This window comes from Pseudoalteromonas sp. 1_2015MBL_MicDiv (assembly GCF_002407505.1).
In the GTDB taxonomy this organism is placed as follows: domain Bacteria; phylum Pseudomonadota; class Gammaproteobacteria; order Enterobacterales; family Alteromonadaceae; genus Pseudoalteromonas; species Pseudoalteromonas fuliginea.
Window position 1 is genome coordinate 3,595,828 of record NZ_CP012737.1, and the last position, 26,518, is coordinate 3,622,345.

The window sequence follows — 26,518 nt, forward strand, 5'->3', positions numbered from 1 at the left end:
CTTTAGCCTGTTAGGAATTTAAAAGCATGGTAGAACAGCTCGTTTTAACAGGCATTATGCTTACCTTAGTCGGGTGCCTTTTTGGCACTCGTATTAATCCAGCATGGTTATTTGTAAGTGCCATTGGTACTAGTTATTTAACCGGATTAATTGATCTTGAAAGCATGTTAGTTAATTACGCTAACCCGTCGCTTATTACCTTGGTATTACTGGTATTAGTGTCGACCGCAATAGAAAAAACCACCCTAATTCAAAAGTTAGCGCAATCACTATCTAAAGGTAGTTTAGTAAAATCGGTAACAAAATTGGGGTTATCAACCGCCTTTTTATCATCGTTCACTAACAATACCGCCGTTGTTGCATCGCTTATTACCGCGATAAAAGACAACCCTAATCACTCCCCTTCAAAGCTATTATTACCGCTGTCGTACACTGCTATTTTGGGCGGCACAATTACGCTTATTGGTACATCAACCAACTTAATCGTCAATGGCTTTGCAGTAGATGCGGGCATGGAACCGCTGGGCTTTTTTGACTTTACCTTAGTGGGTTTGGGCGCGCTAAGCGTAGGCCTAATTACCATTTTAGTAATGCTTAAATACTTACCCGACAACGGTAAAAGCGACCAAGAAGTCGTGCCTTTTTACCTAGAAGGTAAAGTACAAGCAAGCTCAAAATTAATAGGCCAAACCGTAGAAGAAAACGGCCTGCGTGATTTAAAAGACTTATTCCTCGCTGAAATCATTCGCGACGGGAGCCGCATTTGCGCAGTCACTCCACAGCAAATTATTCAAAAAGACGACGTGCTGCTGTTTGTAGGTGACATAAAATCGGTGCCATTACTTACCCGTTTCGACGGCCTAAAAGTAGTGCACGAAAATCATCAAAAAGACATAGAACACTTAGTAGAAGTAGTCGTAAGTCAATCTTCAAAATTTATTGGCAAAACCGTAAAAGAAGCCCGCTTTAGAGAGCAGTTTCATGCAGCCGTTATTGCCATTCGCCGTGGGCACGACCGCTTACAAGGCGGCCTTGGGCAAGTGCAATTACAAGCTGGCGACTCACTTATACTCGCCCCAGGCAAAAACTTTTACACCTTACCTAATTTAAAGCGCGAATTTGTGTATATTTCAGGGTTTGACTTACAAGCCCACCTTGCACCTAAGCAATCAAATATAGTGCTACTAAGCTTTGCCGCAGTACTGGGTTTAAGTATTATTGGCATAGTGCCGCTGGTTAAAGGCTTATTAGTATTACTGATTGGCTTAATGCTCAGCGGCACCATAAAACTTAACGAAGTAAAACGCCGTTTTCCTATCGAGTTACTAGTGGTAGTAGGCAGCGCCATTGGCCTTGCTAAATTAATGATAGGCACCGGACTTGCCGGACAAATATCCGACGCCATGTTTATGGTACTAGGGGATTTTGGTCCTTACGGCGCATTTATTGCCATATTTTTAATGACCGTATTATTTACCGAGCTTATTACTAATAACGCAGCAGCTGCCTTGTCGTTCCCTGTTGCTTACTCGCTCGCAGTTGGTTTTAATGTAGACCCGCTACCGTTTATTATGGCGGTTGCCTTTGGCGCATCAGCCAGCTTTATATCGCCATTTGGGTATCAAACTAATCTAATGGTTTATAGCGCGGGTAACTATCGCTTAAAAGATTACATAGTGATGGGCTTACCCCTTTCTATTATTTATTCAATCACGGTATTAACCTTGATCCCGCAGGTATTTCCGTTTTAATACCTGCGCTCACAGCATAAGAGACTCTCACTATGGATGAAAATATAGTTTGGCATAACTACGCAACTACAAAAGCACAGCGTAGTGAGCAAAAAAAACATAAGCCCGCTATTTTATGGTTTACAGGCTTTTCAGGCTCTGGCAAAAGTACTGTAGCAAACGCATTAGAAGCAGCGCTTAACCAACAAGGTACGCACACTTACCTGCTTGATGGCGACAACGTACGCCACGGTTTATGTAAAGACCTAGGCTTTAGCGACGAAGACCGCATTGAAAACATACGCCGCGTAGGCGAAACCGCAAAACTAATGACCGACGCTGGCTTGTTAGTACTTACTGCGTTTATATCGCCTTTTAGAGCGGAACGCGACATGGTGCGCAGCCTAGTAGACGAAGGCGAATTTATCGAAGTATTTATCGATACCCCACTGGATGTATGCGAAAGCCGCGATCCAAAAGGCTTATACAAAAAAGCCCGCGCAGGGGAGATAAAACACTTCACTGGTATCGATTCAAGCTACGAAGTGCCAAATAATCCAGAAATAATTTTAGATACAAGTAAAAACACCCTAGACCAATCGGTTACACAACTGATAACGTATCTAAAACAAAAGCACATAATATAGGTTAACCCCATGAATCAAACCGAACTGCTAGAAGAAACCCTCATCCTTGCCCGCAAAGCAGGCCAAGCGATAATGGGAATTTACGAAAAGGATTTTAACGTTGAGTACAAAGCCGATGAAAGCCCCGTAACCGACGCCGATTTAGCAGCTCATAAACTGATTGTGGCAGGGCTTCAACAGCTCACACCTGATATTCCAATACTCAGTGAAGAAAACGCCGACATAAGCTGGGATGTACGCCAAACATGGAAAAGCTACTGGTTAGTTGACCCAATAGACGGCACTAAAGAATTTATTAAAAAGAACGGTGAATTTACCGTAAACATCGCCCTAATTAAAAACGGTATTCCTATTTTAGCCGTAGTGGATGCACCCGCACTCGGCGTATCGTACTTAGCCGCCGAAGCAATTGGCGCATTTAAAGATAAAGGCGATGAGCGAATTGAGCTTAAAGTAACAACTAAACCTAACAAAGGGTTAATTCGTGTTGTAGGCAGCCGCTCGCACCCATCACCCGATTTAGCCGAGTTTGTGAAACGCTTTGATGAGGTTGAAATGGTGTCTAAAGGCAGCTCACTAAAACTGTGTTTAGTCGCTGAGGGCAGCGCTGATATTTACCCCCGCTTAGGCCCAACTTGCGAATGGGATACCGGAGCTGGCCATGCGATTGCCGAAATAGCCGGCGCTAAAGTGACCAAACTTGATGGCAGCCCGCTTATTTATAACACTAAAGATGAGTACTTAAACCCGTATTTTATTGTAAGTGCGATAGAAGAGTAAGGGCCTAGACCTGTTAGCGGTTACTTCAAAAGTAGCTCGGCGTTAAGTTATTTGTAGGTCGGGATTTATCCCGTTATTTTGTCGGGCTAAAGCCAGACCTACAAAAGAGCTGCACCGCAAGTACAAACACTGTATTTCGTGGGGATACATTTAGCTCTGATAACCAATATGACATTCAGCGAAACCCAGAATGCTGAGCCATAAGCTGCATATTCCGCCTCGTAGGAGATAGCTTTAGCCACGAACAAACCTAAACTGTACTTTATTTAAAAAAGATAATTTCACCACAGGTACACTATAGCTTCGCGCTGTAATAAAGTTTTAATATTTGTCTAAACCTAATCTTTTTATGGCTTTATCTATTAAATTAGTATCTTTTTCATTAACTTTTAATTCAGAAAATCTTTCACTGAGATCTCTTTTTTTCTTACTCGAAAGAGCTGATATATACTCTCGAAATGTGTCTATTTCATTTCCGTAGTTACAGTTATTTGCTTCATCTATTAAATATCTTATAGACCAAATATTTTTATTACTAATTAAAACGTCTAGTTCATTTTTAATTTGTATACTAGTAAAACTAAGTTTACTAGAAGCTAGCTGCGACCAAGTCAAAAATTTTATGCAAATGAGGAAAGAATTTTTGGATAACTTATGCGCATTTCTATTTAAAAAATTAGCTATATTAATGTCCTGAAAAAGTTCATTACTATAGCTTGCAGCTTCCCTTCTATCTCCTTCATCTTTAAACTCTACGGAATGTTTTCTATTAAAAATTTGCAGTAATCTTTCCAATTGCCGCTCAAGCAACTTTTCTCCACTTTCTAAATTGACCAACTTGATTAAAACACTTTCCAAATTACCACTATCGATAGTTTGCTTTGTATACTCTTCAAAAAGGCCTTCATTTAAAAAGCCATTTGGATCTTTTCCAATATTATCTAAAACATCAAAAACTATTTGTTCTACTCTATCTTGGTTTTTATCACATGAAAAAAGTATGCGCCCAAAACGTTTAAATGCCTCTTGCCATCGATAATCACTACAAATATTTTTTGCTAATTCTTGAGTTGATAAAGATTTTATAGAATCAATAACAATCTGATCTCTTAGCTCATTTTCAGGGACTGTTTCCAGTAAAATACGATTTAAATAATCAACAGTATCTAGTTTTACACCTAAATGTTGCTCGCCACTATTTTTATCACTTTTTAAACCATTTCCGCTTTTATTAGTTATATCTTCTTTAAGATTTAGTAATTCCTTGAATAAAGCATTGTAAACATGCGTAGCTTCACTATTTGTAAAATCAGCTATCAAGTTTGAGAGGGTTTCATTTATTGTTTTTTGCTTTCCATCTTCTGTTTTAGCTACTGGTAACGGTTTAACATTAACTAAGCTTGTGTACGAGTTTACAAAAGCATTAAATAACGCAGGCTCAGCCTCACGTAATGTAGTGAGTAATAACAAAGAGCCAAAATCGACCTCTCCCAATAACTTTTCTTTAGTCCAACACTTACTTACGCGTCGCATCACTCGCTTCAAAACTCGAATTGAAACTATAAAGTTATTAGAAATAATAGCTGGCTGATAAAAAGTCTGACGAAAGGTAAGAGGGGTTTGGTTGAAATATTGTTCAGAACTACTTATTGAAGAATGTGTTAACAACATATCATTCTCGAATACTTCTTTAGTGCATAGCTTTGCCCACTTACATAAAGTTTTCTTTGAATCTTCGGATACTATCGTTTCGATGTGATCGGCCAGCTTGCTTTGTACTTCAATATACAAGGACTTCTCATTACCCATCGCGACGATAAAGTTAATATTACTTAAGTTTTTATCTTTCAATCTATCCAGCAGCGCGGCTATATCATTCAAACGTTTTTCGTTTTCATCGCCTGTTCCGCGATCTACATCTTGTAGGGTAATGAGTAATTTATGGTTAGTTACTTCAAGAACATCATTAAGTTTTTGAAAACTTCCTTCAATTTCCACAGGGCCTGCGAGTAACGTAGATGCAAACTGAAACACACTACCACCCGACTTTAGTGCTTCAGTGTAATGTTTAGGTAGTGCACGGAAGGCACACATATCAATATATTGGCTTATATCATCAATAATATTGCTGAGTATCACATGCGCAACACTGCCGCTGGCTGCGCCCCAAGTTGATATATCGCTGCGTATCCAAATACTCTCTTTTTCAGAGTTTTTTGCTAAATCATTCACAATACTTTCGACGATACTGCTTTTTCCGCAACCATAAGGCCCACATAAAGCTATGTGCTGCGCTAAATCCTTTTCATACTTACCACCGCCATTTTTTAACCGTTCGGTGATCCGCGTGGCGTAAACCTGTAAATCGGGTTCTAATTCCTCTGTGCTTTTAATAGTTGAATCGTCTTTAAACCAATTTTTAAACTGACCTAATGTTTTAAAATCACTAGGGTTAACACTTGTCGTACGCTCTAAAGTTATTTGATTACGCTTCCATTTAGCTTTAATGCATTCATTTATATATTTGATTATCAAAAATATTGCAGAGAATATGTAAATATCTACTGTTATAAAAAGCGGCCAACTAAAGCCTGCATGACTGATATGCCAATAAATGAAAGCTGTACTAATCACTGCGATAAGAGAAAAGCATACAACTAAATTAAGGCTAATTCTTTCATTGCTTTGTTGATAAGCTGTAATTATGGAAGAGCCTAAAATTAATACGATGAAATACTCAAAACAAGAAGTAGCAGCTATTAACCCTTCTTGGTTTGAAGTGAAATAAAAAATCGACCCTATAATAGTTACCGACAACCATAAGCTTATTGTCACTGGCGGATATCGCCAGCTAAACCTAATACTGCGTTTAGGGTGAGATATATAAAACTTATCAAGCAGCAGCTTGATGCCAATACCCGCTAAAAATGCGCTGCTGTAATGCAAAATCGGATTAGCATTTAAAATAGTGCCCAAACTCGAATATGTCTTTTGTACAAAACCGACTTTACTTAAAAATACAGTAATTGTTGCGGCGGTAATTGCGCACAATAAAAGAGAAAGCCAGCGTGTGGCTGTAATGGGGAGAGTTTTAACTTGCGACAATTTAATATCCTTATCAATACGTTACTTTGCCAGTGTATATCAATTGAACATTATTGAATAAGCAAGTTTAATAAATAAAACCGCCTATCTTGGCTTTGCGGCTCGCATGACGCTATGACATGTTGGGTTTCGCTTCGCTCTACCCAACCTACGTTTTTACTTAAAATGAAACTATAAATTCAATAAAACCTAATTTATGAAATTATTATTTCATAAATTGAGCTTTAAGAATCAATTACTGTTTGGGATATTAGTTATTCAAGTATTTGACTAATCACAAAAATGAAACTATATTTTCACTTAACATTAGTAAGTGAAAATATAGTTTTATATGAATAAAAGCGATAGCCATTCATTAGTTAAGCGGGGAGCCACTGTATTCCCGCGTAACCTTAAAATACTCCACAACTTGGGTGAAAATATTCTACTCGCGATGAAACGACGCGGGATCACCCAAGAAGTGATGTTCAACAGGACGGGAATTTCTAAGCCAACACTTCGCAAAATAACTAAAGGCGATCCTTCCGTGTCTATTGGGCATTACGTAAATGTTCTTGCCGTTTTAAATCTTCTCGAAGACTTGAGCAAAGTAGCACTTGATGATGAATTAGGTAGAAAGTTGCAAGACATTGAGCTTTTGAATAAAAAACGATAGAGGTTACCAATGGAAATTTTTGTTTACGCCGATTGGCTTATTACTGAAAAACCTTTATTTTTAGGAACACTAAGATCGTCGGTTATTCGCGGTAAAGAGCATTTTAGCTTTAGTTATGACAAAGATTGGCTCGTCTCTAAATTTGCACTTCAAATAGATCCAACATTGCAATTATATGCTGGAGAGCAGCATGCTACTGATGACAAAAATTTCAAAGTGTTTTTAGATTCGTGTCCTGATCGATGGGGCCGCTTATTAATGCAGCGCAGAGAAGCCGTTATTGCGCGTAACGAAGGGCGCAAAGCAAATGCACTATTTGAAACGCATTATTTATTAGGAGTTCATGACTCTTTCAGGATGGGGGCTTTAAGATTTTGCACTGCTCGTGATGGCAATTTCCTTGATGATAATGAAGACTTTTCCACACCAGCCATAACCTCGCTGCCAGAACTTGAAAAAGCAGCTAAAGGTATTGAAAGTAAACCTGACTTTGAAAATCCTGATTATTTAAAATGGCTGAACATGCTCATCTCACCGGGCTCTTCACTTGGTGGCGCAAGACCAAAAGCATCTGTGAAAGATATTGACGGCTCTTTGTGGCTAGCTAAATTTCCTAGTCGTTATGATGAATATGATATTGGCCTATGGGAGTATATAGTTTACAAAATGGCGCTAAATGCTGGAATTAATATGTCTGAATGCAAGGTGCAGACTATTGGCTCTGATCATCATATTTTTCTTACTAAGCGATTCGATCGGCTAGAAGGTGGACATAGGCTGCTATTCACTTCTGCTATGACACAGCTAAAGTACTTTGATGGCAACGACGACGGAGCAAGTTACCTTGAGTTAGCTGAATTTTTAATTGAAAATGGCTCTAATACTCAAGAAGATTTAAAACAGCTTTGGACGCGTATGTTATTTAATATCATGGTTTCAAATAGTGATGATCACTTACGTAACCATGGCTTTATTTTTGATACTACAGGTTGGCGTTTATCTCCCGCTTACGATATTAACCCTACTCAAAACGCTACGGGATTACATCTAAATATTGATGACAAAGACAATGCTTTAGAAATAGATCTAGCGTTTGATGTTGCACACTACTTTCAACTTAATGTTAAAACTGCTAACGAAGTCTATACGCAGGTTAAAAATGCGGTTCAAGAATGGAATGAACTAGCAAAAAATCTCGGTATTTCGCAAGGCGAGCGAGACCTAATGAAAGACTGCTTTATTATTCAATAAATCAAAGTAGAGTCATATTTAGGGTTATTATTTTTTAGGGGATTGCCTAACCAACGCTCCTTGTCGCTCACTTTTACACCGCTGTTTCGTATTCATGACACTTACCTTCCAATTGGGTCTAATTAATTAGTCTACAAATCCCCACAAAACATGAAATTTTTAGCTAAAAACTACATTCTTCTGCGCAATTGTTATTAATAATGGATGAGCACACACATGACAACACCTCAAGGTGTAACGCTTTCAAATACATCAATAAATAACACACTCTTTTACCTCAAAATAGAACCAGCACGATATACAATGGACGCTAAGTCTATATGGCACGGCCGTTGGTGCGGGTACTTTATTTTTACCTATTAATATTGGCATTGGCGGTTTTTGGCCGTTAATTATTATGGCGTGTTTAGCATTTCCAATGACCTTTGTGCCCACCGAGAGTTATCGCGTTTTGTACTTTCGTCAAAAAATAAAGATACGACTTTACCGACGTAGTTGAAGAGCACTTTGATGTAACTGCAGATCGGTTAATTTCCTTGTTGTGATTTTTATCTATATTCCCAATTTTGCTTATTTACGGTGTGGCTTAACCAATACTATTGATAGCTTTATGGTTATTCAAATGGGGATGGATTCGCCTTCTCGCGTATTGCTTTCAGGCCTATTGGTTGCGGGTATTATCCTTCAGGTCTTGTTTTTAGTTTAGGACGAAAGTCAAAAAGAATGACCTGTTCCAGTTTACTAATGATAGCTGTTATAAGTTTTTAGGACTTGCCACTAACAGAAAGCTTTTTAAAAGCAACAACCCTTAACGATTTTGCTGGGCGATAAACGCAAGCGAGTGCTGATTGAATAAGTCAGGACGTTCCACATTACAGACATGGCCACAATGGTGAATAGTTTGCAGTACGCTGTTTTTATGACGCTTAACCATTTCTTTAACAGGGCCAAGGAACATATGATCTTCCTTACCCATAATGTACAGAATGGGAATATCAATGTCTTTTTCTTTGAAATATTGCATTAAAGGATTTACATCCATGGCTAATTTAAACCATTTTATAAACTCTTTTTGGCACAAGCGCTTTGCTTCACGAACAAACAAAAGTCGAGATTCTTTATGACGCTTTTTCGGCATCATAATAAAAGCAAATAAGCGATACAGCCACATATAAGGCAGGAAGTGTTTAAAAATATTACCTAAATAAACCAATGTATTACTGCGAGTATTAAAACGAGTAACCGCTCCACCTAGCACCATGCTAGAAACATATTGCGGCGCAATTTCAGCAATATTTCGAATAAGAATTGTGCCCAATGAAATACCAACAAAGTGTGCGCTGGTGATATTGTTATGATCTAACACATCTATAATGTCTTTAGAGACATTATTAAATGAATAATTATTATCAACAAAGTTTTGTAGTAGATTATTCGATTTGCCGTGACCGCGAAGATCAAGCAACAACACATTATATTCTTTTTTATACGCTTTAAGCTGACGAAACCAGATTGCCGAACTACCACCGGCTCCATGGACAAATACAACCCATGTTTTACTGGTTTCGTGTGGAAAAATAGTATGGAAAAGAATTTCTGTACTCATTGCAGTTAGCGGCCTATTTACTTCATTTGGCATATTCAATTGCAAGAAGTATAACGGAGTTTAATAAAAATCTCTCATGAAGTTCAGATCAATAGCTTCTACTTAACAACTTTTCGGAGCAGATTTTGATTTTTAAATAAAAACGACTTACTTCTATTCTCAACGTATTTTAGGCGCTTGTCCGTGAAAATCTAAATACAGTTTTTTAAGTTTGTCAGGAACAAGTGGCCAACCTATTTCAATTCCAATGGGAGTGGCCTTGCAAAATAAGTGCTCAACGTAATAAGTGTCTATGTACTCAAGTTCAGCAGGACTTGCAGAGTCTAATTTTAGACTCATATATGACAAGTGCTTTAGAGCGTTGGTGACTTTATTTTCGTTGAATGCAAAAGTTGTTAAGTTTGCAAACTCTTCCATGCGAAAAGCAAGCGCCCAACTTTCGTGTTTATCCATTAGCGGGATCACATCTGGAAACTTACATTGTATATCCTTAATGAATCTTATTATTTCTTGCTTTTCCATATACTCCCTTACTGCACATAGTTATACAAATGCCATTGTACCAGCTAAAAATAATTTGGTGGGGCACGGACAAAGCCAACTGTTCTTGTCCGCGTTTACGACCTCGTTAACTTAACGTTTTGATAACCATACCCACACCATATAATTTTTAAAATGCCTAAATATTGTTTTTATTTAAGACTTACGCTCAATACGTTAAGTTTTTTTAAGGCCTCAAACTATTTTTTAGTAAGCTTCCAATCGCCCTGCACCACTTCAAAAACCCACTTAAACTATTGCTTAGGTTAACTTTTTAAATAATTACGATATAAAAATATCAGTCTTCAACAACTCTATGAAACAGCTAAACGTATATTAATTTAATATCTTCACATAAAGATACTTGACACAAAGTTAATTCTTACATATCTTTACGTCGAGATTCTTTACAACCCTTTAACTTTAAATTGGAGAACATTATGAAAAACATTATTCAAGTAGCTGGCATTATCGACCGAGAAGAAGCAAATCTAATGCTGGAGTCTGGCATTGAGTGGCTTGGCTTTCCTTTGCGCTTACCTTCTGGAAAAGATGATATTTCTGAAACAGATGCAATGAGCATTATTAAAGGCTTAAGTGAGCCTCAAGCCGGTGTGTTGATTAGCTATATGGTAGATGCTGAAGAAGTGAGCGGTTATTGCAGTGAGCTAGGTGTAAAAGCAGTTCAACTACACGGTGATATTAGTGTGGCAGAAATGAAAAAGCTTAGAGAGCTGCGCCCTGATCTTTTCTTATTAAAAAGCCTTGTTGTGAAAGAAGACAATGCTGAAGAGCTGTTAGAAATTGTTGATACCATGGCTGACTTTGTTGACATGTTTATCACTGATACGTTTAACCCTAAAACGGGTGCTAAAGGCGCTACTGGTTTAACGCATAACTGGGACGTAAGCGCTGAACTTGTTAGACGATCTCCAAAACCTCTAATGATGGCTGGCGGTTTAACGCCTGAAAATGTAGCTGATGCAATCTATAAGGTTAAACCAGCCGCAGTTGATTCACATACGGGATTAGAAGGTAGCGACGGCAGAAAAGATGCCGCTAAGGTGAAGAAATTCATTCGCGAAGCTGAAAAAGCATTTTCGGAGATCAATGCTTAATATAATTCACTGCCAGATTAACACCCCTAATCTGGCAGACTCAAATAGGGAGAGCGTTATGAATGCAAATCAAGTTATTCAAATATATAAAGAAGACTCACAAATACTCTCAAGTAGTGTGATCGAGTTACCGCAAACAAATAGACTAAAATACCTGCATGCAAAAATGCGTGACAAGGTAGCTAGTAAAAGCCAATTCATTTTTTATGCTGATCAAGTGTTTCGTCTGCTGATTGAAAAAAGCTTAGAATTAGTACCATTTAAAGATCTCGATGTAACTACTCCCGTGGGAGAAACATACAAAGGCAAGCAGTTTGCAGATCCAATATGTGCCGTTTCTGTGGTTCGTGCTGGTGAAAGTATGGAAAATGAGCTGCGTCATATTGACTTAAAAATTCCCATTGGAAAAATTTTAATACAACGCGATGTCGTCACAAAATTGCCAACTCTTTATTATTCAAAACTTCCGGATCATATCGCTAAATGTCGCGTGCTGATATTCGAACCTATGTTGGCGACAGGCGGCTCTGCAATTTGTGCTATTCAGGTGCTTATAGATGCTGGTGTTTTAGAAGAAAATATCATTTTTGTTAATCTTTTGTGCTCCCCTGAGGGGATTCAAAAAGTTACTCAGCAATTTAAGAAAATTCAAATAGTCACGTCTTCAATTGAAGAGTATCTAAATGGAAACGCATTTATGATACCTGGAATTGGCGACTTCGGAGATCGCTACTTCGGTACGACCGATGTGGGGGCCGTATGACAAATAAACAACTAATACTTTGGATGTTAGTTGCTATGATTGCCCCAACAATTTGGGGCAGTACATACATAGTAACGACCGAGCTGTTACCGCCAGATATGCCTTTAATAGCGTCAACACTTCGTGCTTTACCTGCTGGTATTTTATTAGTACTGATTGGTCGAAAGCTACCTAAAGGCATCTGGTGGGTGCGTTCTATCGTGCTTGGCATACTTAATATTGGTGGCTTTTTTTACTGTTTATTTGTAGCAGCCTATCTATTACCCGGTGGTGTAGCTGCACTTGTTATGTCGTGCCAGCCTATCATCGTCATGATACTTGGTGCGCTACTCTTTAAAGATACCCTTAATTTAAGGCAATTTATTGCTTGTGCAATTGCGGCTGTTGGAGTCGCGATGTTGGTCTTAGAACCAAATATGAATTTACCTGTTCAAGGTGTTATTGCAGGTTTAATTGGTGCCGCTTCAATGGCCACGGGAATAGTATTAACAAAAAAATGGGGCAAGCCTGCTGACGTTAATTTATATACTTTTACAGGCTGGCAACTCGTTGTAGGTGGATTATTTTTACTCCCGATTGGATTAGTACAAGAAGGCTTACCTAGTAACCTAACAGTGGACAATATAATTGGTTATTCCTACTTAAGTATCATTGGCGCCTTGTTCGCTTATATAGTTTGGTTTAAAGCTATTGAAAAACTGCCAGTTGTTACGGTGTCTTTTATATCGTTTGCAAGCCCAATCTCAGCAACATTATTGGGTTATTTTATTCTTTCGCAAAGGCTAACGATGAGTCAAACATTAGGCGCAGTCATTATTGTATTAGCCATTGTTATATCTCAAGTACAGCTGTTTAAAAAATCAAGTTCCAATTTTAATCTGGAACCATCATTAAACAAAAAAACTAGTTAAAGGAAGTAAACATGGACAACTTATTTACAGAAGCTCGTTTTGGGAAAATCAACGCAAGCAATCGCTTTGTAATGGCACCAATGAGTAGAAACAGGGCAACAGCTGAAGGATTAGCAACGCCTCTTATGGCAACCTATTATGCTCAAAGAGCAACAGCTGGGTTAATTATTTCTGAAGGTATTCAACCTAACCAAGTTGGTCAAGGTTTTATGAATTCCCCAGGACTACATAATTTACAACATGTGAAAAGCTGGCAGCCCATTACTGAAGCAGTACATAAAAGGGGAGGCAAAATTGTAGCCCAATTGATGCATTCTGGTCGTATTGGGCATCCTGAATTATACCCCAGTGCTCATCAATCAATAGCGCCTTCAGCAATTAAAGCTACCGGAGACGCTTTTACACCAACAGGGCCAAAGAGCTACCCTACACCAAAAGAAATGACATTAGATGAAATTACAGCAACCATTGAAGACTTCGCAAAATCAGCTGAATTAGCGATTCAGGCAGGTTTTGATGGAGTAGAAATACACGCAGGAAATGGTTTTTTACTTCACCAATTTATGGCAAGCAATACAAATAATAGAGCCGATCTATTTGGTGGTAGCGTCAAAAACCGTTTAAGATTTACGCTAAAAGTAGTGGTGGCTGTTACACAAGCTATTGGTGCTAAAAGAGTCGGTATTCGTATTTCTCCCGACAATACTTACAATGACATTATTGAACAAGACAGTGAAGTGCTCTACCAAACTCTTATTAGTCAGTTGCCAACTGATCTGGCGTATTTGCATATTATGGAAGCGGCTAACCGTGAGCACACTCAGCAGATCCGTAACCAATGGTTAGGTAAGCTTATATTAAACCCTCACAAATCTTGGCAAGATGGCCCTGTAACCCCTGCTATTGCATCAGATGTGTTAAATGAAAATTTATGCGATGGTGTGGCATTAGGGGCACTCTTTTTAGCAAACCCTGATTTGGTAGAACGTACTAAGTTAAATGCTTCTTTTAATAATGTAGATCCCGATACGTTTTATGGTGGCGACGAAACCGGTTATACCGATTATCCTACAATGGTAGATAAAAGTGCATCGCTATCTGAGAAACAAAGTGAATCTATATTAGAGCGTGTTGAGCTTTCGTGATTAATTTTGCACCTGTAGGTTTGGTAGTTAGGCGAGGCAGAGTTTATGTCGTGTGATTATTCCCCATAAATAGGCGATAACGCAGCGTAAGTGCCAAACATCCGTAGCCCTTAGGTTCGTCCTAGGGGCGATTTACTCTTTGCTGCTACATAGATGTAAATAAAAGCCGTGAGTAGGGCGCGGAAGCTTTGCGCGAATTTACCTATTCTTACATAAAGATAAGTTAGTAAGGTGATGCAGGAGCGTTACCAAAGCTACCAAGTTACAAATCTCGCGCCACGATTAAATCGCTCCTCGATTGAACAAATTTTAATCCACAAAGATCAACATGCCCTAGATAGAACAAATTGTGCTCCTGAAAGGCCAACTGGCCTTATTTATAAGTAGAGCTAGAAAGGCCTAAAAGTAATTTTTTAAGTAATACTGCGAGTTGCTGCTGCTCCGACTTATCTAAAGGTGACAATAAAGACTGCCCTTTTGCGATATGCTCCTCTACAACCTGATCAATCAATTGAAAACCTTTCTCTGTTAAAGACACCATAACGCCTCGACGGTCATTAGGATCAGAGCTGCGTGCAACCAAGTCTTTAGCTTCTAGTTTATCGATACGGTTTGTCATTGAGCCTGAGGTTAGCATTAATGTCTGCAATAGTTGATTTGGACTCAATGTAAACGGTTTTCCTGAACGCCTAATTGTCGCTAATACATCAAATTCGCCACCATTGAGGCCAAAACGGCCAAATACAGTTTGTAATTCTTTGCTAAACATTGCATCGGTACGAACGAGTCGGCCCATAACTCCCATAGGCGAAGGGTCTAAATCAGGTCTTTCTTTATTCCACTGGGCTATGACGACGTCAACAAGATCATTTTTCATTATATCTACTACTCTAATTTAAATTGATAAACCAATATAACTCACAACAACCTCTACGACAAGACTCATCACAACAAGTATCTTTACACAAAGATACTTGACATTAAGATTGTATGTATTATCTTTTACCTAACTTTGTTACATGAGAGTTATGTGTAGTACTCATTTTTAACAAGGCAATTCAAAAATTAGTCATCTATAAAATTTTAAATAAAGGAATAGGCATAGAAATGAAACTACATAACCAACTAAATCGAACCGAAAACCTTGAGCAAGATCAGATATCTTTTTTGGGAGAAAGTGATACTCGAACATTGTTTGATTTAATTCAAAAGCAAATTATTGAAACACCTGATGAAACTGCAGTAATTAGTAACCAAGGAGATTGGAGCTATAAAATGCTGGATAAAAAATCAGCTAACATTGCCTCTTTACTCCATCAGCATGGTGCTAAGCAAGGTGAATATGTTGGTTTGTTTGTCGATCCATCGCCTGACTTAATTTTTGGTGTGTGGGGAGCTATTTATGCAGGATGCGGATACCTTCCACTGTCTCCTGAATACCCTGAAAAACGTATTAGCTATATGCTAAAAGACTCTAAAGCGCGCTTAGTTTTAACTCAAGCACATTTAAAAGAGCAAATTACTGCATTGGTTAGCAGCGACATTACTGTGATTTCAATAGATGATGTTGATGATAATACGTCATATTATGCGCCACTATTACAAGATAGCCTTGCTTATATGATTTACACCTCTGGAAGCACAGGTGATCCAAAAGGCGTCATCATTGAACATAGCAGTATTGTTAATCAGCTTCTGTGGTTAAAAGAAGAGCATAGCTTTAGCCAATCAACTCGTATTGTACAAAAAACGCCTTTTAGCTTTGATGCAGCCCAATGGGAGATTTTAGCTAATGCAATCGGTATTTGTGTTGTTACAAGTGAAGTAGGAATGTATCGCGATCCGCTTGCACTTATTGATTTAATCATTGAAAAACAAGTGACCGTTTTGCAATGTGTTCCTACCCTTTTACAAGCCTTGCTTGATTCGCCTTGTATTCAATTGTGCAACTCATTGTCTCACGTGTTCAGTGGGGGTGAAACGCTTACTAAACAGCTCGCCTTGCAATTTTTTGAAACACTGCCTGAAAAAGATCTAATCAATTTATATGGGCCAACAGAATGCACAATAAATTCATCCAGCCATAAAGTAACACCTCATACTTTAGAACAAGCGTTTGATGCAATTACCATTGGTAAGCCTGTAGCCAATACTCACTACTATATACTTGATGAACATTTAAACTTAGTTGATGAGGGTGAATCTGGTGAGCTTTATATTAGTGGTGTGCAGGTTGCTAGAGGTTATTTAAACCGTAACGATACAACGCTCGAAAGATTTATATCTAACCCTCACAATAGCGAGCCTATGCATAATACGCTCTATCGCAGTGGTGATATTGTAAAACGTGATAAAGAAGGTAACACACACTTTTTAGGTCGCGCCGATAATCAAATTAAATTACGTGGTTACCGTGTTGAGCTTGATGAAATTAGACTTGCCATTGAAAAGCATGATTGGATAAAAAATGCCGCAATGGTTGTAAAAAATGACCAGCGTACCGGTTTTCAAAATCTTATTGCATGCATTGAATTAAATCATCGTGAAGCCGCTTTAATGGATCAAGGCAAGCAGAGTGAACACCATCAATCTAAAAAAAGTAAATTACAAGTTAAAGCACAACTCTCTAATGCTGGATTTAGACAACCACAAGCGCTGTTAAACTTACCCGTATTTAATTTACCAAATAAAAACGCATCAAAAGAGCAAACTGAAACTGTTTTTGCTCGTAAAACTTATCGTTACTTTGATGGTGGAAATGTGTGTGAGCAAGAAATACTTAACTTACTCAAAAAACAAAAATCAGAGATCCCTACACGCCCTGTCAGCGCATTAGAATATGATGAATTTGGTCAAATCATGAGATATTTTGGCCAGTTTAAAAGCAAGCAACGCTTACTGCCCAAGTATGGCTATGCATCTCCAGGCGCCCTGTATGCTACGCAGTTATTTTTAGAAATACATAATTTATTTAATTTAAAATCGGGTATTTATTATTATCACCCTGAACTACATACCCTGCATCTTGTACGCTCATTAGCGCCTGTAAGCACGGTTAAATTAACTTGCCATTTTTTAGGTAAACAATCAGCTATAGAACCTGTATATCAAAATAATATATTAGAAGTTTTAGAAATGGAAACAGGCCATATGCTTGGCTTATTTGATCATATTTTACCTCAGTTTGGCCTTTCAATTGGCGCTGCTAGTTTTGACAATGAATACCAAGATTACTTAGCTGTTCACGAAGATGACGCCTACTTAGGAAGTTTTGATATTAGCCAACATAGCGAAACTGACCCGCTTTCAAATGTTGAGACCTTAGTGCAAATTCAAAATGTAGATGGTTTAAATTCAGGACAATACACAGTTCAAGATAATCAGCTGACACCCCTTTCTGATCAGCTAATTGAAAAGAAAAAAGTGATTGCCATTAATCAGCAAGTCTATGATAGAGCTTCTTTTGGTATTTCTTTACTTAATCATTCTACAACGGCTTGGCGACACTATATTGATTTAGGTCGTAAGTTACAGCAGTTACAAATGAACGACTTAAACATAGGTTTAATGTCTTCTGGTTATAGCTCAAAATCTGGTAATAATTTACCTTCAGCCAATCGTATTGAAGAAATTTTATCTGATGCGAACTGTACAATGAAACCATTTTATTTTTGCATTGGTGGAAAAATTTCAGAAGAGCAAAAACGCAGTGAAGGTATGAAAGAAGACGCTATACATATGCGTGGCCCCCTTGAAATATTGAATCATGATTTACAAAATTCGCTACCTAGCTATATGGTACCTAATAAAATTATAACTTTTGCTGAATTCCCACAAACAGCGAATGGGAAAGTCGATTATCTCGCTCTAAAAAATTCAGAGAAACTTAATAATATTGAAAATAAGGCAGCCTACATTGAGCCTCGAAATAAATTAGAAGAGAAAATAGCTGATATCTGGCTCCATGTTATGAAATGGGACAAAGTATCAGTCCAAGATAATTTTTTTGAAAGTGGTGGAAACTCTTTAACAGCCGTTACATTTATGAATACTTTAAATAAAGAGTTGAGCATTAGTATCCCAATGCAAGCTATCTTTCAAGCCCCCACTATTGAAGCACTTGCTCTTTATATTAAGCAAAACGATAACAGCTCACATAGTCGGCTGATTAATTTAAATAACTCTACACAAAAATCGCGAATTTTCTGCTGGCCTGGTTTAGGTGGGTATCCAATGAGCTTAAAACCTTTAGCTGAAAAAGTGGCCGATGAAGCGACGTTTATTGCGGTGCAAGCGCATGGGCTTAATTGTGATGAAATTCCTTACGATACAATACAAGAAATGGCAGAAGCTGATATCAAGCTAATCAAAAATGAGCAACCAACGGGTCCTTATACGTTATGGGGATACTCTTTTGGGGCGCGTGTTGCATTTGAAGTGGCGCATCAACTTGAAGCAAGTGGCGAAACCGTGGAAGCACTTTATCTCATTGCACCTGGCTCACCTAACCTACCTCAGTATTCACAAAAAGAGCAGACACCTTGTTTTACTTCTCCTGCATTTGTCACCATTTTATTTTCAGTGTTCTTTCAAAAAATACAAGGCCCGGTATTAGAACAATGTTTATCGGCAGTGACTAATAAACAACAGTTTATTGACTTTGTATGTATGAATCATCGCACTTTGAATCGAGATGTTGTCAGTAAAATCATAGAAGTAGTCATGCGCACTTATGAGTTTAAATATACATTCACAGAGTTGCTTGAACGCCAAGTAAAAGCACCAAAAGTGATATTTAAAGCACAAGGAGATGATTATTCATTTATTGAAAACATTCCTGAGTACAACGAAAAAGAAGCGATAACACAACACTTACAAGCAGATCATTACGCATTATTAAAACATCAAGGTGTTGATGAGCTGTTTAATTGCATTGTGCAATCTCAAGGTTCTTACGAGAACCATCGTTCATTATTAATAGCGTAAGGACGCAACATGCCGCATATCAACATACATTATTTTGATTCTCACGTATCCAGTTCTACCAAGAATAGGCTCGTGAAAAAAATTTCGGCACTGATAAGTAAAGAGTTTAAATGCAATAACGACTTTATTTCAATCGCACTGCATGCAGAGCAACCGAAAAATTGGCGACAACGTGTTTATAACAAACATATTATTCAGCAAAAATATAAATTAATTAAAAAACCAAGTTATTAGAGGAAAAATAAAATGAACAATACAAAGATAAATCTTGTTATTAAGCCTGAAATTAAACGGGCTCTTGAGTTAGGGCTTGCGGTCGTGGCGCTTGAGTCTAATGTTATAACGCATGGCTTAGATTACCCTGAAAATAAACACACCGCGTTACAAGTAGAAGCAGCAGTTCGTGAATCGGGGGCAATCCCTGCAACCATTGGAGTCGCTAATGGTAAATTACTAATTGGCATGGATGAAAGTGAGATTGAGTTATTTGCAACAACCGCAAATATACCTAAAGTCAGCACGCGTGACTTACCCGTTGTATTAGCGACTAAGCAATTGGGTGCAACCACCGTTGCCTCATCTATTATTGCAGCTGAGTTAGCAGGAATATGCTTTTTTGCATCTGCCGGCATTGGTGGCGTTCATAGAGGAGCAAACAATACGATGGATATTTCTTCAGATCTTATGCAATTTACACGTTCACGGGTTGCCGTTGTATGTGCTGGTGCAAAAAACATACTCGATCTAGGTTTAACACTTGAATACTTAGAGACCCACAATGTCCCTATTATATCTTATCAATTTGATGATTTCCCTGCATTTTACTGTCGCTCAAGTGGCTATAAAGCACCACAACGAATAGATGATGCATCTATTTTAGCCGACATAATTGAAACCCAATGGCTGCTTGATAATAAGCGCAGTGTATTAATTACAACACCCACTAAGCTCGAAGATGCCATTGATAGTGATGATGTTAATGATGCTATCAACGCGGCAATTAGCTCGGCTCAAGCGCAAGGGATCAGTGGAAATAAAGTCACTAAGTACATTATGAAAGCAATTGATGAAGTAACTAAAGGGCGTTCAGCTAAAGCTAACAGTGCCGTTTTGATCAATACAGCGCGTGTTGCAGGGCATTTAGCTGTTGCCCATGCAAAGCAATCTAGTAATAAAAGAGAAGTAGCGTAAAAATAATGGGTGAAGTTTATTGACAAATTTTTTTAATTATATATCTTTATATAAAGATACTTTACATAAACAAACTTCACCCAAGCATATTACCTACTAGATGCACACAAGGAGCTAATTATGAATTTCATTCCATGGATTACAACGACAGGCATACTAGCAATTTTAATAGCGGGCAGCTTTGCAGTTAAAAGTAACATCATTGATGCGCGCAGCAATATAGGCAATGAACAATCGGCTAATGTCGAAGCTATGTATGTAGAAAAAGTTGCTCACCAGTCACATATAGATATTAGCGGTATCGTAAAAGCCCCTAAAACATTATCGTTAATTAATGAATCAGCAGGTAAAGTTACAAAACTCTATTTGCAATCTGGCGGTATTACTTATGCAGGTGATACGTTACTCGAAATAGAACACGAGGAGGAAAAAGCACAACTGCAAATAGCTAAATCACGCTTTGAACTACAAAACACCACCGTAAAGAGATATAAAAGCCTTTATAATTCAAATAAATTGAGCGCTCAGCAATTAGATGAATCAACGGCTTTACTTGCTCAATACCAAGCAGAAATAAACCTACTCTCAGCTAAAATTGCTAAAAAAGTGATTACAGCACCATTTACAGCCCGCGTTGGTATACATGACTTGCAAGTCGGTCAGTTTTTACCTGCTAATACAAATCTAACTCAGCTCATTGGTATTGAAAAATATATGTGGGTCGATTTTTCTCTCCCGCAAACCTATACAGAGCTAGCAATTAATACGCCGGTAGTATTAACGCTACTTGATGACACACAGACAGAAATAATTGCACAAGTTGCCTCTGTTGCACCAGAAATGTCAAAACACTCAAGACAGCTGAAATACCGTGCAAAAATTACATTAGGAAATACTAAACTAAATTCAAATCAACTCGTTAAAATTAAGGTACCTATTGGCAACAAAAAAGAGGTTGTTGCAATCCCGTATTTAGCAGTTATTAAAGGTAAATTAGGGAACTATGTATATTTATTAAATAAAGACGAGGAAGGAAAAACATACGCTAAGCGTACACAAGTTGAATTAGGCGAACGTATTGGGGATCTCGTTATGATCACCAATGGCTTAACCTCAGGCGCATTAATCGCAAGTCATGGAGCATTTAAATTGCGTGACGGTTTAAGAGCATACTTGCTTAATTCAGAGCGTACTGTAGCTATGGAAGATACGTTATCTCCTAAGGTATCATTATGAAAAACAATCATTTTATGGATCGATTCATAACACAACCAACACTTGCAATCGTTTTATCCGCTATTATTTGTATTGCTGGGATTTGGTCAGTGCTTAAGGTGACTGTGCTACAGTTTCCAAAAATTGAAAGTTCATCTTTAGTTATTTCAACTAACTACGTAGGCGCATCAGCTGAAACAGTTAAAGGTTTTATTACAGAACCAATTGAACGTATTTCCGCTACGGTTCCAGGTGTTGATTATGTTGAATCAGTCACAATTGCAGGGAACAGCACTGTAACAGCTTACTTAAATTTAAACGAAGATAGTACTCGGGCTTTATCACAGCTTACTGCTCGTCTTAGCCAAGTTAAATATATGCTCCCGAATGATACTGAGGATCCCATTGTTAGCGTTAAGCGCACCGATCGACCTCATGCGCTATTTTATTTAAATATAGAGCATCAGGGCGAATCACTTACACAACTAACCGACTTTTTATCAAGGCAAGTGACTCCTATAATTACAGATATTGAGGGCGTTCAAAGAGTCGCAATTGAAGGCAGTAGAACGCCTGCGATGCGCGTGCATTTAAATTCTGCAAAGTTAGAAGCATTTGATCTTAGCGCTGACGATATTTACTCCGCGTTGGCTGCAAATAATACAATAGCTACGCTAGGTTATATAGAAACTAATAAACAAAAAATTGATCTGGTCGCTAATACACAATTGAAAAGTATCGATGAATTTAAGCAGTTAATTGTAAAACGTATAGATAATGATGTTATATATCTGAGAGATGTAGCCCATATTGAACTTGGCTCTGAGCAGCCAACGGTAAGTGCTCGCTTAAATCAGCATGATACTGTTTATATTTCAGTTTGGCCGCAGCCAGGTGCAAATGAAATTGAAGTTGGTGACGCACTTTACGCATTAACCGATAAAATTAATAAGACTTTACCGGATGGTATCAGCATTGGTTATGCCTATGATGGTACTTTATATATGCGCGATGCATTAAATGAGATTTTTAAAACACTTATTGAGACGGTTATTCTAGTAGGCGTTGTTGTTCTCTTTATGATGGGTTCATTTAGAAGCTCAGCGGTACCTTTAGTGACTATTCCTATTTCAATATTAGGTGCTATTGCCGCAATGTATGTCGTCGGTTTTTCGTTAAACTTACTAACCGTGCTCGCTATTGTTCTCTCTGTTGGCTTGGTGGTTGATGATGCGATTGTTGTTGTAGAAAATGTTTCACGTCATATTCGTGCAGGAAAATCTAAAATTGACGCTGCGCTCACAAGCTCCAAAGAGCTGTTTGTACCAATTGTATCAATGACTCTCACACTAACAATGGTGTATTTACCGATTGGCTTTCTGTCTGGACTTACCGGCGTATTATTTAAAGAATTTGCTTTTACCCTAGCAATATCAGTGCTTATATCAGGCATTGTTGCCCTCACACTTTCACCAATAATGAGCGCTTATGTTATCCCTGCTGAAGGGCAAGAAACTAAATTAACAAAAAAAGTAAACTGGGTATTTGATCAGCTAAGAAATAAATATGCGTTGTTACTTACACTTTTATTGTCGTGGCGAAATCAAGTGATTGTCGCTGCAATTGCGTTAAGCCTTATGATAATACCATTTTACCAAGGTGCACAAAAAGAGCTTGCGCCAGTTGAGGATCAAAGCAGCATATTTGTACTTGTACAATCCCCCCCTGAGTCATCGTTAACTTATAATGAAGATAACATTCGTGGCATGGTTGATAGCTTATTAGAAATACCCGGCACAACTCAAATGTGGCAGAACATTTTTACCAATAGTGCTTTTGGCGGTATTGAATTTATAAGTGCTAGCGAACGAGATTACACTACTAAATCAATTCTTCCTGAGATTTATGGACGCTTGGCTAAAACCCCTGGAGTCAACCCGTTGCCCATTCTTCCAGCGCCACTTCCTACTGCGGGCCAATTCGATGTAGAAATGGTCGTTAAGTCCAGCGATAGTTTTGAAATAATGCAAAGCTATGCGGGGCAACTTATAGGTAAAGCATTTGCTAGTGGGCACTTTTTATACGCAGACACTGATTTAAAAATCGATTTACCCCAAATACAATTACAATTAAAGCGCGATAAAATTGCCGATTTAGGAATGGATCTCGCTTATGTCAATCAGCAACTGAGTGTTCTTTTATCAAATAACTACGTTAATCGATTTGATGCGCAAGGAAAAGCTTATCAGGTAATCCCTGTTATTGACCGAAATGTAAAGTCAGATCCTGGAAAACTACTAAGCTTAAACATTAAATCAATTAATGGAACCAGCGTGCCATTATCTGCAATAGCTGAAGTTAAATGGGCAACAGTTCCTAGACAATTAAATAGCTTTGGACAGCAAAATGCCTTTCGCATATTTGGAGCCGTATTACCTAATTCCACAAAAGAAGAGGCACTTTCAGCATTAGAAAATGCCGCAAAAGAATTACTCCCCCCTTCATACACTGTTGATTATGCAGGAGAGTCTAGACAAATAAGACAACAAGGTAATAGTTTATTAGGCGTTATGCTAATTTCACTGGTCATTGTTTACTTACTGCTTAGTATCCAATTTAATAGCTTTCGAGACCCTCTAGTTGTGTTAATTGGGAGTGTACCTTTGGCAATGGCTGGCGCGTTGATGCTATCGTATTTTGAATTAACGACTATCAATATTTATTCTCAAATCGGTTTAATCACACTCATTGGCCTGATTGCAAAAAACGGTATCTTAATTGTCGAATTTGCAAATCACCTACAAGAGCAAGGTAAAAGCCGCATAGAAGCCGTAATTGAATCTGCATCAACTAGATTGAGGCCTATTTTAATGACCACTGCCGCCACTGTTCTTGGGCACTTCCCATTATTAATGGTATCTGGAGCTGGGGCTGAAGCCCGAAATAGTATTGGCATTATATTAGTAGCAGGAATGCTTATAGGAACCCTTTTTACTCTTTTTGTATTGCCTGCTTTTTACGTAAAACTGGCTTCAAAACGAGTGCCTAAAGAAGTAAATAAAAGTAACCTTTTCAGTTCAAATGAAAAATCATCTTTTGCTATTAGTTAAGGTCTGTGACCTCTCAGGATTAAAGTTTGTTCTATCTAGGGGAAATTTAATCCCGGCGCGAGATTTATAACATAGCCAGCTCGGTAACAGCTCCTGCGTTACCTTGTTGGCTTACATGCAAACATGCTGTTGAAAATTCAACGACCAAAGATCAACACGCTCTAATAAGCTAAAGCTCTTATCGCGATAAATTATGTAATATCTGCAGCGTATAAAGAACTTTGTTTCATACAAAAAACCTGACAGCAGTTACTTCGTTCAAATAAACAACACATTGTATAATTATTACTTTATACATTGCTCACTTTTAAATCGCTGTTTCATATTCATGACAGTTAGTCACTAAACCACTACAACTAATTCATTCTAAAACCAGCTCAAAACATGAAAAATTTAGTCAAAAACTATATTCTTCGGCGCAATTATTATTACAAATAATGGATGAGCACACACATGACAACACCTCAAGGTGCAACGCTTTCAAATGCACCAATAAATAACACACACTCTTCTACCTCAAAATGGAACCAACACGATACACAATGGACGCTAAGTCTATTTGGCACTGCCGTTGGTGCGGGTATTTTATTTTTACCTATTAATATTGGTATTGGCGGTTTTTGGCCGTTAATTATTATGGCGTGTTTAGCATTCCCAATGACCTTTTGTGCCCACCGAGGCTTAGCACGCTTTGTACTTTCGTCGAAAAATAAAGATGCCGACTTTACCGATGTAGTTGAAGAGCACTTTGGTGTGACTGCAGGTCGGTTAATTTCCTTGTTGTACTTTTTATCTATATTCCCAATTTTGCTTATTTACGGTGTGGGCTTAACCAATACTGTGGATAGCTTTATGGTTAATCAAATGGGGTTAGAGTCGCCATCTCGCGTATTACTTTCGGGTGTATTAGTTGCAGGTATGATTAGCTTAATGATGGGCGGCGAGCGCTTAATGCTGCGTGCCTTTGCTATTTTAGTTTATCCGCTTGTGGGTATATTATTGTTTTTATCACTTTATTTAATCCCAAGTTGGCAAATGCCAGATATGAGCATGCCTGAAATGGGCAGCTTTGGAAAAACGTTGTGGTTATCGATCCCTATTATTGTGTTTTCGTTTAGCCACGCAGCGGCTATCTCAAGCTTTGTAAACGTGCAACGCGGTCACTACGGTGAACAAGCTACACATAAATCTGAGGCTATTTTAAAGCGCACTAGCTTACTACTTATTACCTTTGTACTGTTATTTGTGTTCTCTTGCGTGCTGTCGCTTACAGGCGAGCAAATGGCCGCTGCTAAAGCCGCTAACGTATCGGTTTTATCCTACCTTGCTAATATTACTGATAACTCGTTTATTGCCACACTTGGGCCGCTTGTTGCCTTTATTGCTATTACATCGTCGTTTTTGGGTCACTTTTTAGGAGCGCGTGAAAGCTTTACGGGTTTAGTAACTAAGCAAACAAGCTTAAGCGCAAAAGCGGCCGATAAAATTGGTGTGCTAATTATGTTTTTAGCTATTTGGTTTTGCGCTGTTAAAAACCCAAGTATTTTAGACATGATGGATCAGTTATCGGGCCCTATCATCGCGATGATTTTATTCATCATGCCAATGATTGCAGTTTATAAAGTGCCTGCACTTCATAAATACCGCAACCGTTTAAGCACGCTATTTATATTAGCGGTTGGCTCACTTGCTGTATTTGCACTTATTTACAGCATGATTAATTAATACGCTATATACAAAAAAGCCCAGCTAAGTTAATTAGCTG

19 protein-coding genes and 1 pseudogene are annotated in these 26,518 nt (G+C 38.2%); 16 read left to right on the forward strand and 4 right to left on the reverse strand.

Annotated elements, in window-relative coordinates; genetic code table 11:
• Nucleotides 1–26 precede the first annotated feature (26 nt).
• The 3 genes from AOR04_RS16130 to cysQ are packed head-to-tail and all read left to right on the forward strand — an operon-like array spanning nucleotide 27 to nucleotide 3,157.
• Nucleotides 27–1,751, forward strand: a complete 1,725-nt coding sequence (locus tag AOR04_RS16130) for an SLC13 family permease (protein ID WP_096793891.1) — start codon at nucleotides 27–29, stop codon at nucleotides 1,749–1,751.
• 32 nt (nucleotides 1,752–1,783) lie between these two features.
• Nucleotides 1,784–2,377 carry an adenylyl-sulfate kinase gene (gene cysC, locus AOR04_RS16135; RefSeq protein WP_007378439.1) on the forward strand — a complete coding sequence of 198 codons (594 nt, stop codon included), beginning with the start codon at nucleotides 1,784–1,786 and terminating at the stop codon, nucleotides 2,375–2,377.
• A gap of 9 nt (nucleotides 2,378–2,386) precedes the next feature.
• Entirely contained in the window at nucleotides 2,387–3,157 is a 771-nt protein-coding gene (gene cysQ, locus AOR04_RS16140) for a 3'(2'),5'-bisphosphate nucleotidase CysQ (protein ID WP_024589584.1), read from the forward strand.
• Between the two features lie 321 nt (nucleotides 3,158–3,478).
• On the opposite strand, the gene AOR04_RS16145 is transcribed toward cysQ, so the two are convergent.
• Nucleotides 3,479–6,262 (reverse strand): P-loop NTPase fold protein, encoded by a 2,784-nt coding sequence (locus AOR04_RS16145; protein ID WP_096793892.1) that lies wholly within the window; start codon nucleotides 6,260–6,262, stop codon nucleotides 3,479–3,481.
• Nucleotides 6,263–6,593: 331 nt separating this feature from the next.
• Here AOR04_RS16145 and AOR04_RS16150 point away from each other — a divergent pair, with 331 nt between their 5' ends.
• The 3 genes and pseudogenes from AOR04_RS16150 to AOR04_RS21905 form a co-directional block, all read left to right on the forward strand.
• A complete protein-coding gene (locus AOR04_RS16150) occupies nucleotides 6,594–6,917 on the forward strand; it encodes a helix-turn-helix domain-containing protein (protein ID WP_096793893.1) in 324 nt (107 codons plus the stop codon).
• Between the two features lie 9 nt (nucleotides 6,918–6,926).
• Nucleotides 6,927–8,168 carry a type II toxin-antitoxin system HipA family toxin gene (locus AOR04_RS16155; RefSeq protein WP_096793894.1) on the forward strand — a complete coding sequence of 414 codons (1,242 nt, stop codon included), beginning with the start codon at nucleotides 6,927–6,929 and terminating at the stop codon, nucleotides 8,166–8,168.
• A 216-nt stretch (nucleotides 8,169–8,384) separates the two neighbouring features.
• Nucleotides 8,385–8,850: pseudogene (locus tag AOR04_RS21905) on the forward strand (HAAAP family serine/threonine permease); the annotation flags it as partial.
• Between the two features lie 126 nt (nucleotides 8,851–8,976).
• On the opposite strand, the gene AOR04_RS16165 reads toward AOR04_RS21905, so the two are convergent.
• Together AOR04_RS16165 and AOR04_RS16170 are read right to left on the reverse strand one after the other, a co-directional pair.
• Nucleotides 8,977–9,774, reverse strand: a complete 798-nt coding sequence (locus AOR04_RS16165) for an alpha/beta fold hydrolase (RefSeq protein ID WP_033023331.1) — start codon at nucleotides 9,772–9,774, stop codon at nucleotides 8,977–8,979.
• Between the two features lie 159 nt (nucleotides 9,775–9,933).
• Entirely contained in the window at nucleotides 9,934–10,296 is a 363-nt protein-coding gene (locus tag AOR04_RS16170) for a DUF7674 family protein (RefSeq protein WP_096793895.1), read from the reverse strand.
• A gap of 458 nt (nucleotides 10,297–10,754) precedes the next feature.
• On the opposite strand from AOR04_RS16170, the gene AOR04_RS16175 reads away from it, so the two are divergent.
• From AOR04_RS16175 to AOR04_RS16190, 4 genes are read left to right on the forward strand one after another with little or no spacing between them, the layout of a single operon-like run.
• Nucleotides 10,755–11,432, forward strand: coding sequence for a phosphoribosylanthranilate isomerase (locus AOR04_RS16175; protein WP_008133429.1), 678 nt, complete (start codon nucleotides 10,755–10,757; stop codon nucleotides 11,430–11,432).
• 58 nt (nucleotides 11,433–11,490) lie between these two features.
• Nucleotides 11,491–12,195, forward strand: coding sequence for a uracil phosphoribosyltransferase (upp, locus tag AOR04_RS16180; RefSeq protein WP_232224803.1), 705 nt, complete (start codon nucleotides 11,491–11,493; stop codon nucleotides 12,193–12,195).
• The gene (locus AOR04_RS16185) at nucleotides 12,192–13,106 is read left to right on the forward strand and encodes an EamA family transporter (RefSeq protein WP_033039413.1); all 915 of its coding nucleotides are present in this window, start codon (nucleotides 12,192–12,194) and stop codon (nucleotides 13,104–13,106) included. Before upp ends, AOR04_RS16185 begins: the two co-directional genes overlap by 4 nt.
• A gap of 11 nt (nucleotides 13,107–13,117) precedes the next feature.
• Complete coding sequence (locus AOR04_RS16190) at nucleotides 13,118–14,251, forward strand: alkene reductase (protein WP_096793896.1); 1,134 nt, start codon at nucleotides 13,118–13,120, stop codon at nucleotides 14,249–14,251.
• Between the two features lie 373 nt (nucleotides 14,252–14,624).
• Here the strand turns inward: AOR04_RS16190 and AOR04_RS16195 are convergent, their stop codons facing one another.
• Entirely contained in the window at nucleotides 14,625–15,128 is a 504-nt protein-coding gene (locus AOR04_RS16195; RefSeq protein WP_007376275.1) for a MarR family winged helix-turn-helix transcriptional regulator, read from the reverse strand.
• A gap of 230 nt (nucleotides 15,129–15,358) precedes the next feature.
• Between AOR04_RS16195 and AOR04_RS16200 the strand changes: the two genes are divergently transcribed.
• The 6 genes from AOR04_RS16200 to AOR04_RS16220 all read left to right on the forward strand — a co-directional run bounded on the left by AOR04_RS16200 (nucleotide 15,359) and on the right by AOR04_RS16220 (nucleotide 26,478).
• Nucleotides 15,359–19,237, forward strand: a complete 3,879-nt coding sequence (locus tag AOR04_RS16200) for an amino acid adenylation domain-containing protein (RefSeq protein WP_096793897.1) — start codon at nucleotides 15,359–15,361, stop codon at nucleotides 19,235–19,237.
• Nucleotides 19,238–19,309: 72 nt separating this feature from the next.
• A complete protein-coding gene (locus tag AOR04_RS21605; protein WP_007376273.1) occupies nucleotides 19,310–19,471 on the forward strand; it encodes a hypothetical protein in 162 nt (53 codons plus the stop codon).
• Between the two features lie 12 nt (nucleotides 19,472–19,483).
• Complete coding sequence (locus tag AOR04_RS16205; RefSeq protein ID WP_007376272.1) at nucleotides 19,484–20,428, forward strand: pseudouridine-5'-phosphate glycosidase; 945 nt, start codon at nucleotides 19,484–19,486, stop codon at nucleotides 20,426–20,428.
• Between the two features lie 120 nt (nucleotides 20,429–20,548).
• On the forward strand, nucleotides 20,549–21,664 hold the full coding sequence (locus AOR04_RS16210; protein ID WP_007376271.1) for an efflux RND transporter periplasmic adaptor subunit: 1,116 nt from the start codon (nucleotides 20,549–20,551) through the stop codon (nucleotides 21,662–21,664).
• Nucleotides 21,661–24,753 carry an efflux RND transporter permease subunit gene (locus AOR04_RS16215; protein ID WP_096793898.1) on the forward strand — a complete coding sequence of 1,031 codons (3,093 nt, stop codon included), beginning with the start codon at nucleotides 21,661–21,663 and terminating at the stop codon, nucleotides 24,751–24,753. The genes AOR04_RS16210 and AOR04_RS16215 overlap by 4 nt, the downstream gene beginning before the upstream one ends.
• 453 nt (nucleotides 24,754–25,206) lie before the next feature.
• A complete protein-coding gene (locus AOR04_RS16220; RefSeq protein ID WP_096793899.1) occupies nucleotides 25,207–26,478 on the forward strand; it encodes an aromatic amino acid transport family protein in 1,272 nt (423 codons plus the stop codon).
• Nucleotides 26,479–26,518: the final 40 nt, after the last annotated feature.

Bases quoted from the DNA above. Each gene is read 5' to 3' on its own strand.
- AOR04_RS16130 (WP_096793891.1), top strand. From the start codon at position 27: ATGGTAGAACAGCTCGTTTTAACAGGCATTATGCTTACCTTAGTCGGG.
- cysC (WP_007378439.1), top strand. From the start codon at position 1,784: ATGGATGAAAATATAGTTTGGCATAACTACGCAACTACAAAAGCACAG.
- cysQ (WP_024589584.1), top strand. From the start codon at position 2,387: ATGAATCAAACCGAACTGCTAGAAGAAACCCTCATCCTTGCCCGCAAA.
- AOR04_RS16150 (WP_096793893.1), top strand. From the start codon at position 6,594: ATGAATAAAAGCGATAGCCATTCATTAGTTAAGCGGGGAGCCACTGTA.
- AOR04_RS16155 (WP_096793894.1), top strand. From the start codon at position 6,927: ATGGAAATTTTTGTTTACGCCGATTGGCTTATTACTGAAAAACCTTTA.
- AOR04_RS16165 (WP_033023331.1), bottom strand. From the start codon at position 9,774: ATGAGTACAGAAATTCTTTTCCATACTATTTTTCCACACGAAACCAGT.
- AOR04_RS16170 (WP_096793895.1), bottom strand. From the start codon at position 10,296: ATGGAAAAGCAAGAAATAATAAGATTCATTAAGGATATACAATGTAAG.
- AOR04_RS16175 (WP_008133429.1), top strand. From the start codon at position 10,755: ATGAAAAACATTATTCAAGTAGCTGGCATTATCGACCGAGAAGAAGCA.
- upp (WP_232224803.1), top strand. From the start codon at position 11,491: ATGAATGCAAATCAAGTTATTCAAATATATAAAGAAGACTCACAAATA.
- AOR04_RS16185 (WP_033039413.1), top strand. From the start codon at position 12,192: ATGACAAATAAACAACTAATACTTTGGATGTTAGTTGCTATGATTGCC.
- AOR04_RS16190 (WP_096793896.1), top strand. From the start codon at position 13,118: ATGGACAACTTATTTACAGAAGCTCGTTTTGGGAAAATCAACGCAAGC.
- AOR04_RS16195 (WP_007376275.1), bottom strand. From the start codon at position 15,128: ATGAAAAATGATCTTGTTGACGTCGTCATAGCCCAGTGGAATAAAGAA.
- AOR04_RS16200 (WP_096793897.1), top strand. From the start codon at position 15,359: ATGAAACTACATAACCAACTAAATCGAACCGAAAACCTTGAGCAAGAT.
- AOR04_RS16205 (WP_007376272.1), top strand. From the start codon at position 19,484: ATGAACAATACAAAGATAAATCTTGTTATTAAGCCTGAAATTAAACGG.
- AOR04_RS16210 (WP_007376271.1), top strand. From the start codon at position 20,549: ATGAATTTCATTCCATGGATTACAACGACAGGCATACTAGCAATTTTA.
- AOR04_RS16215 (WP_096793898.1), top strand. From the start codon at position 21,661: ATGAAAAACAATCATTTTATGGATCGATTCATAACACAACCAACACTT.
- AOR04_RS16220 (WP_096793899.1), top strand. From the start codon at position 25,207: ATGACAACACCTCAAGGTGCAACGCTTTCAAATGCACCAATAAATAAC.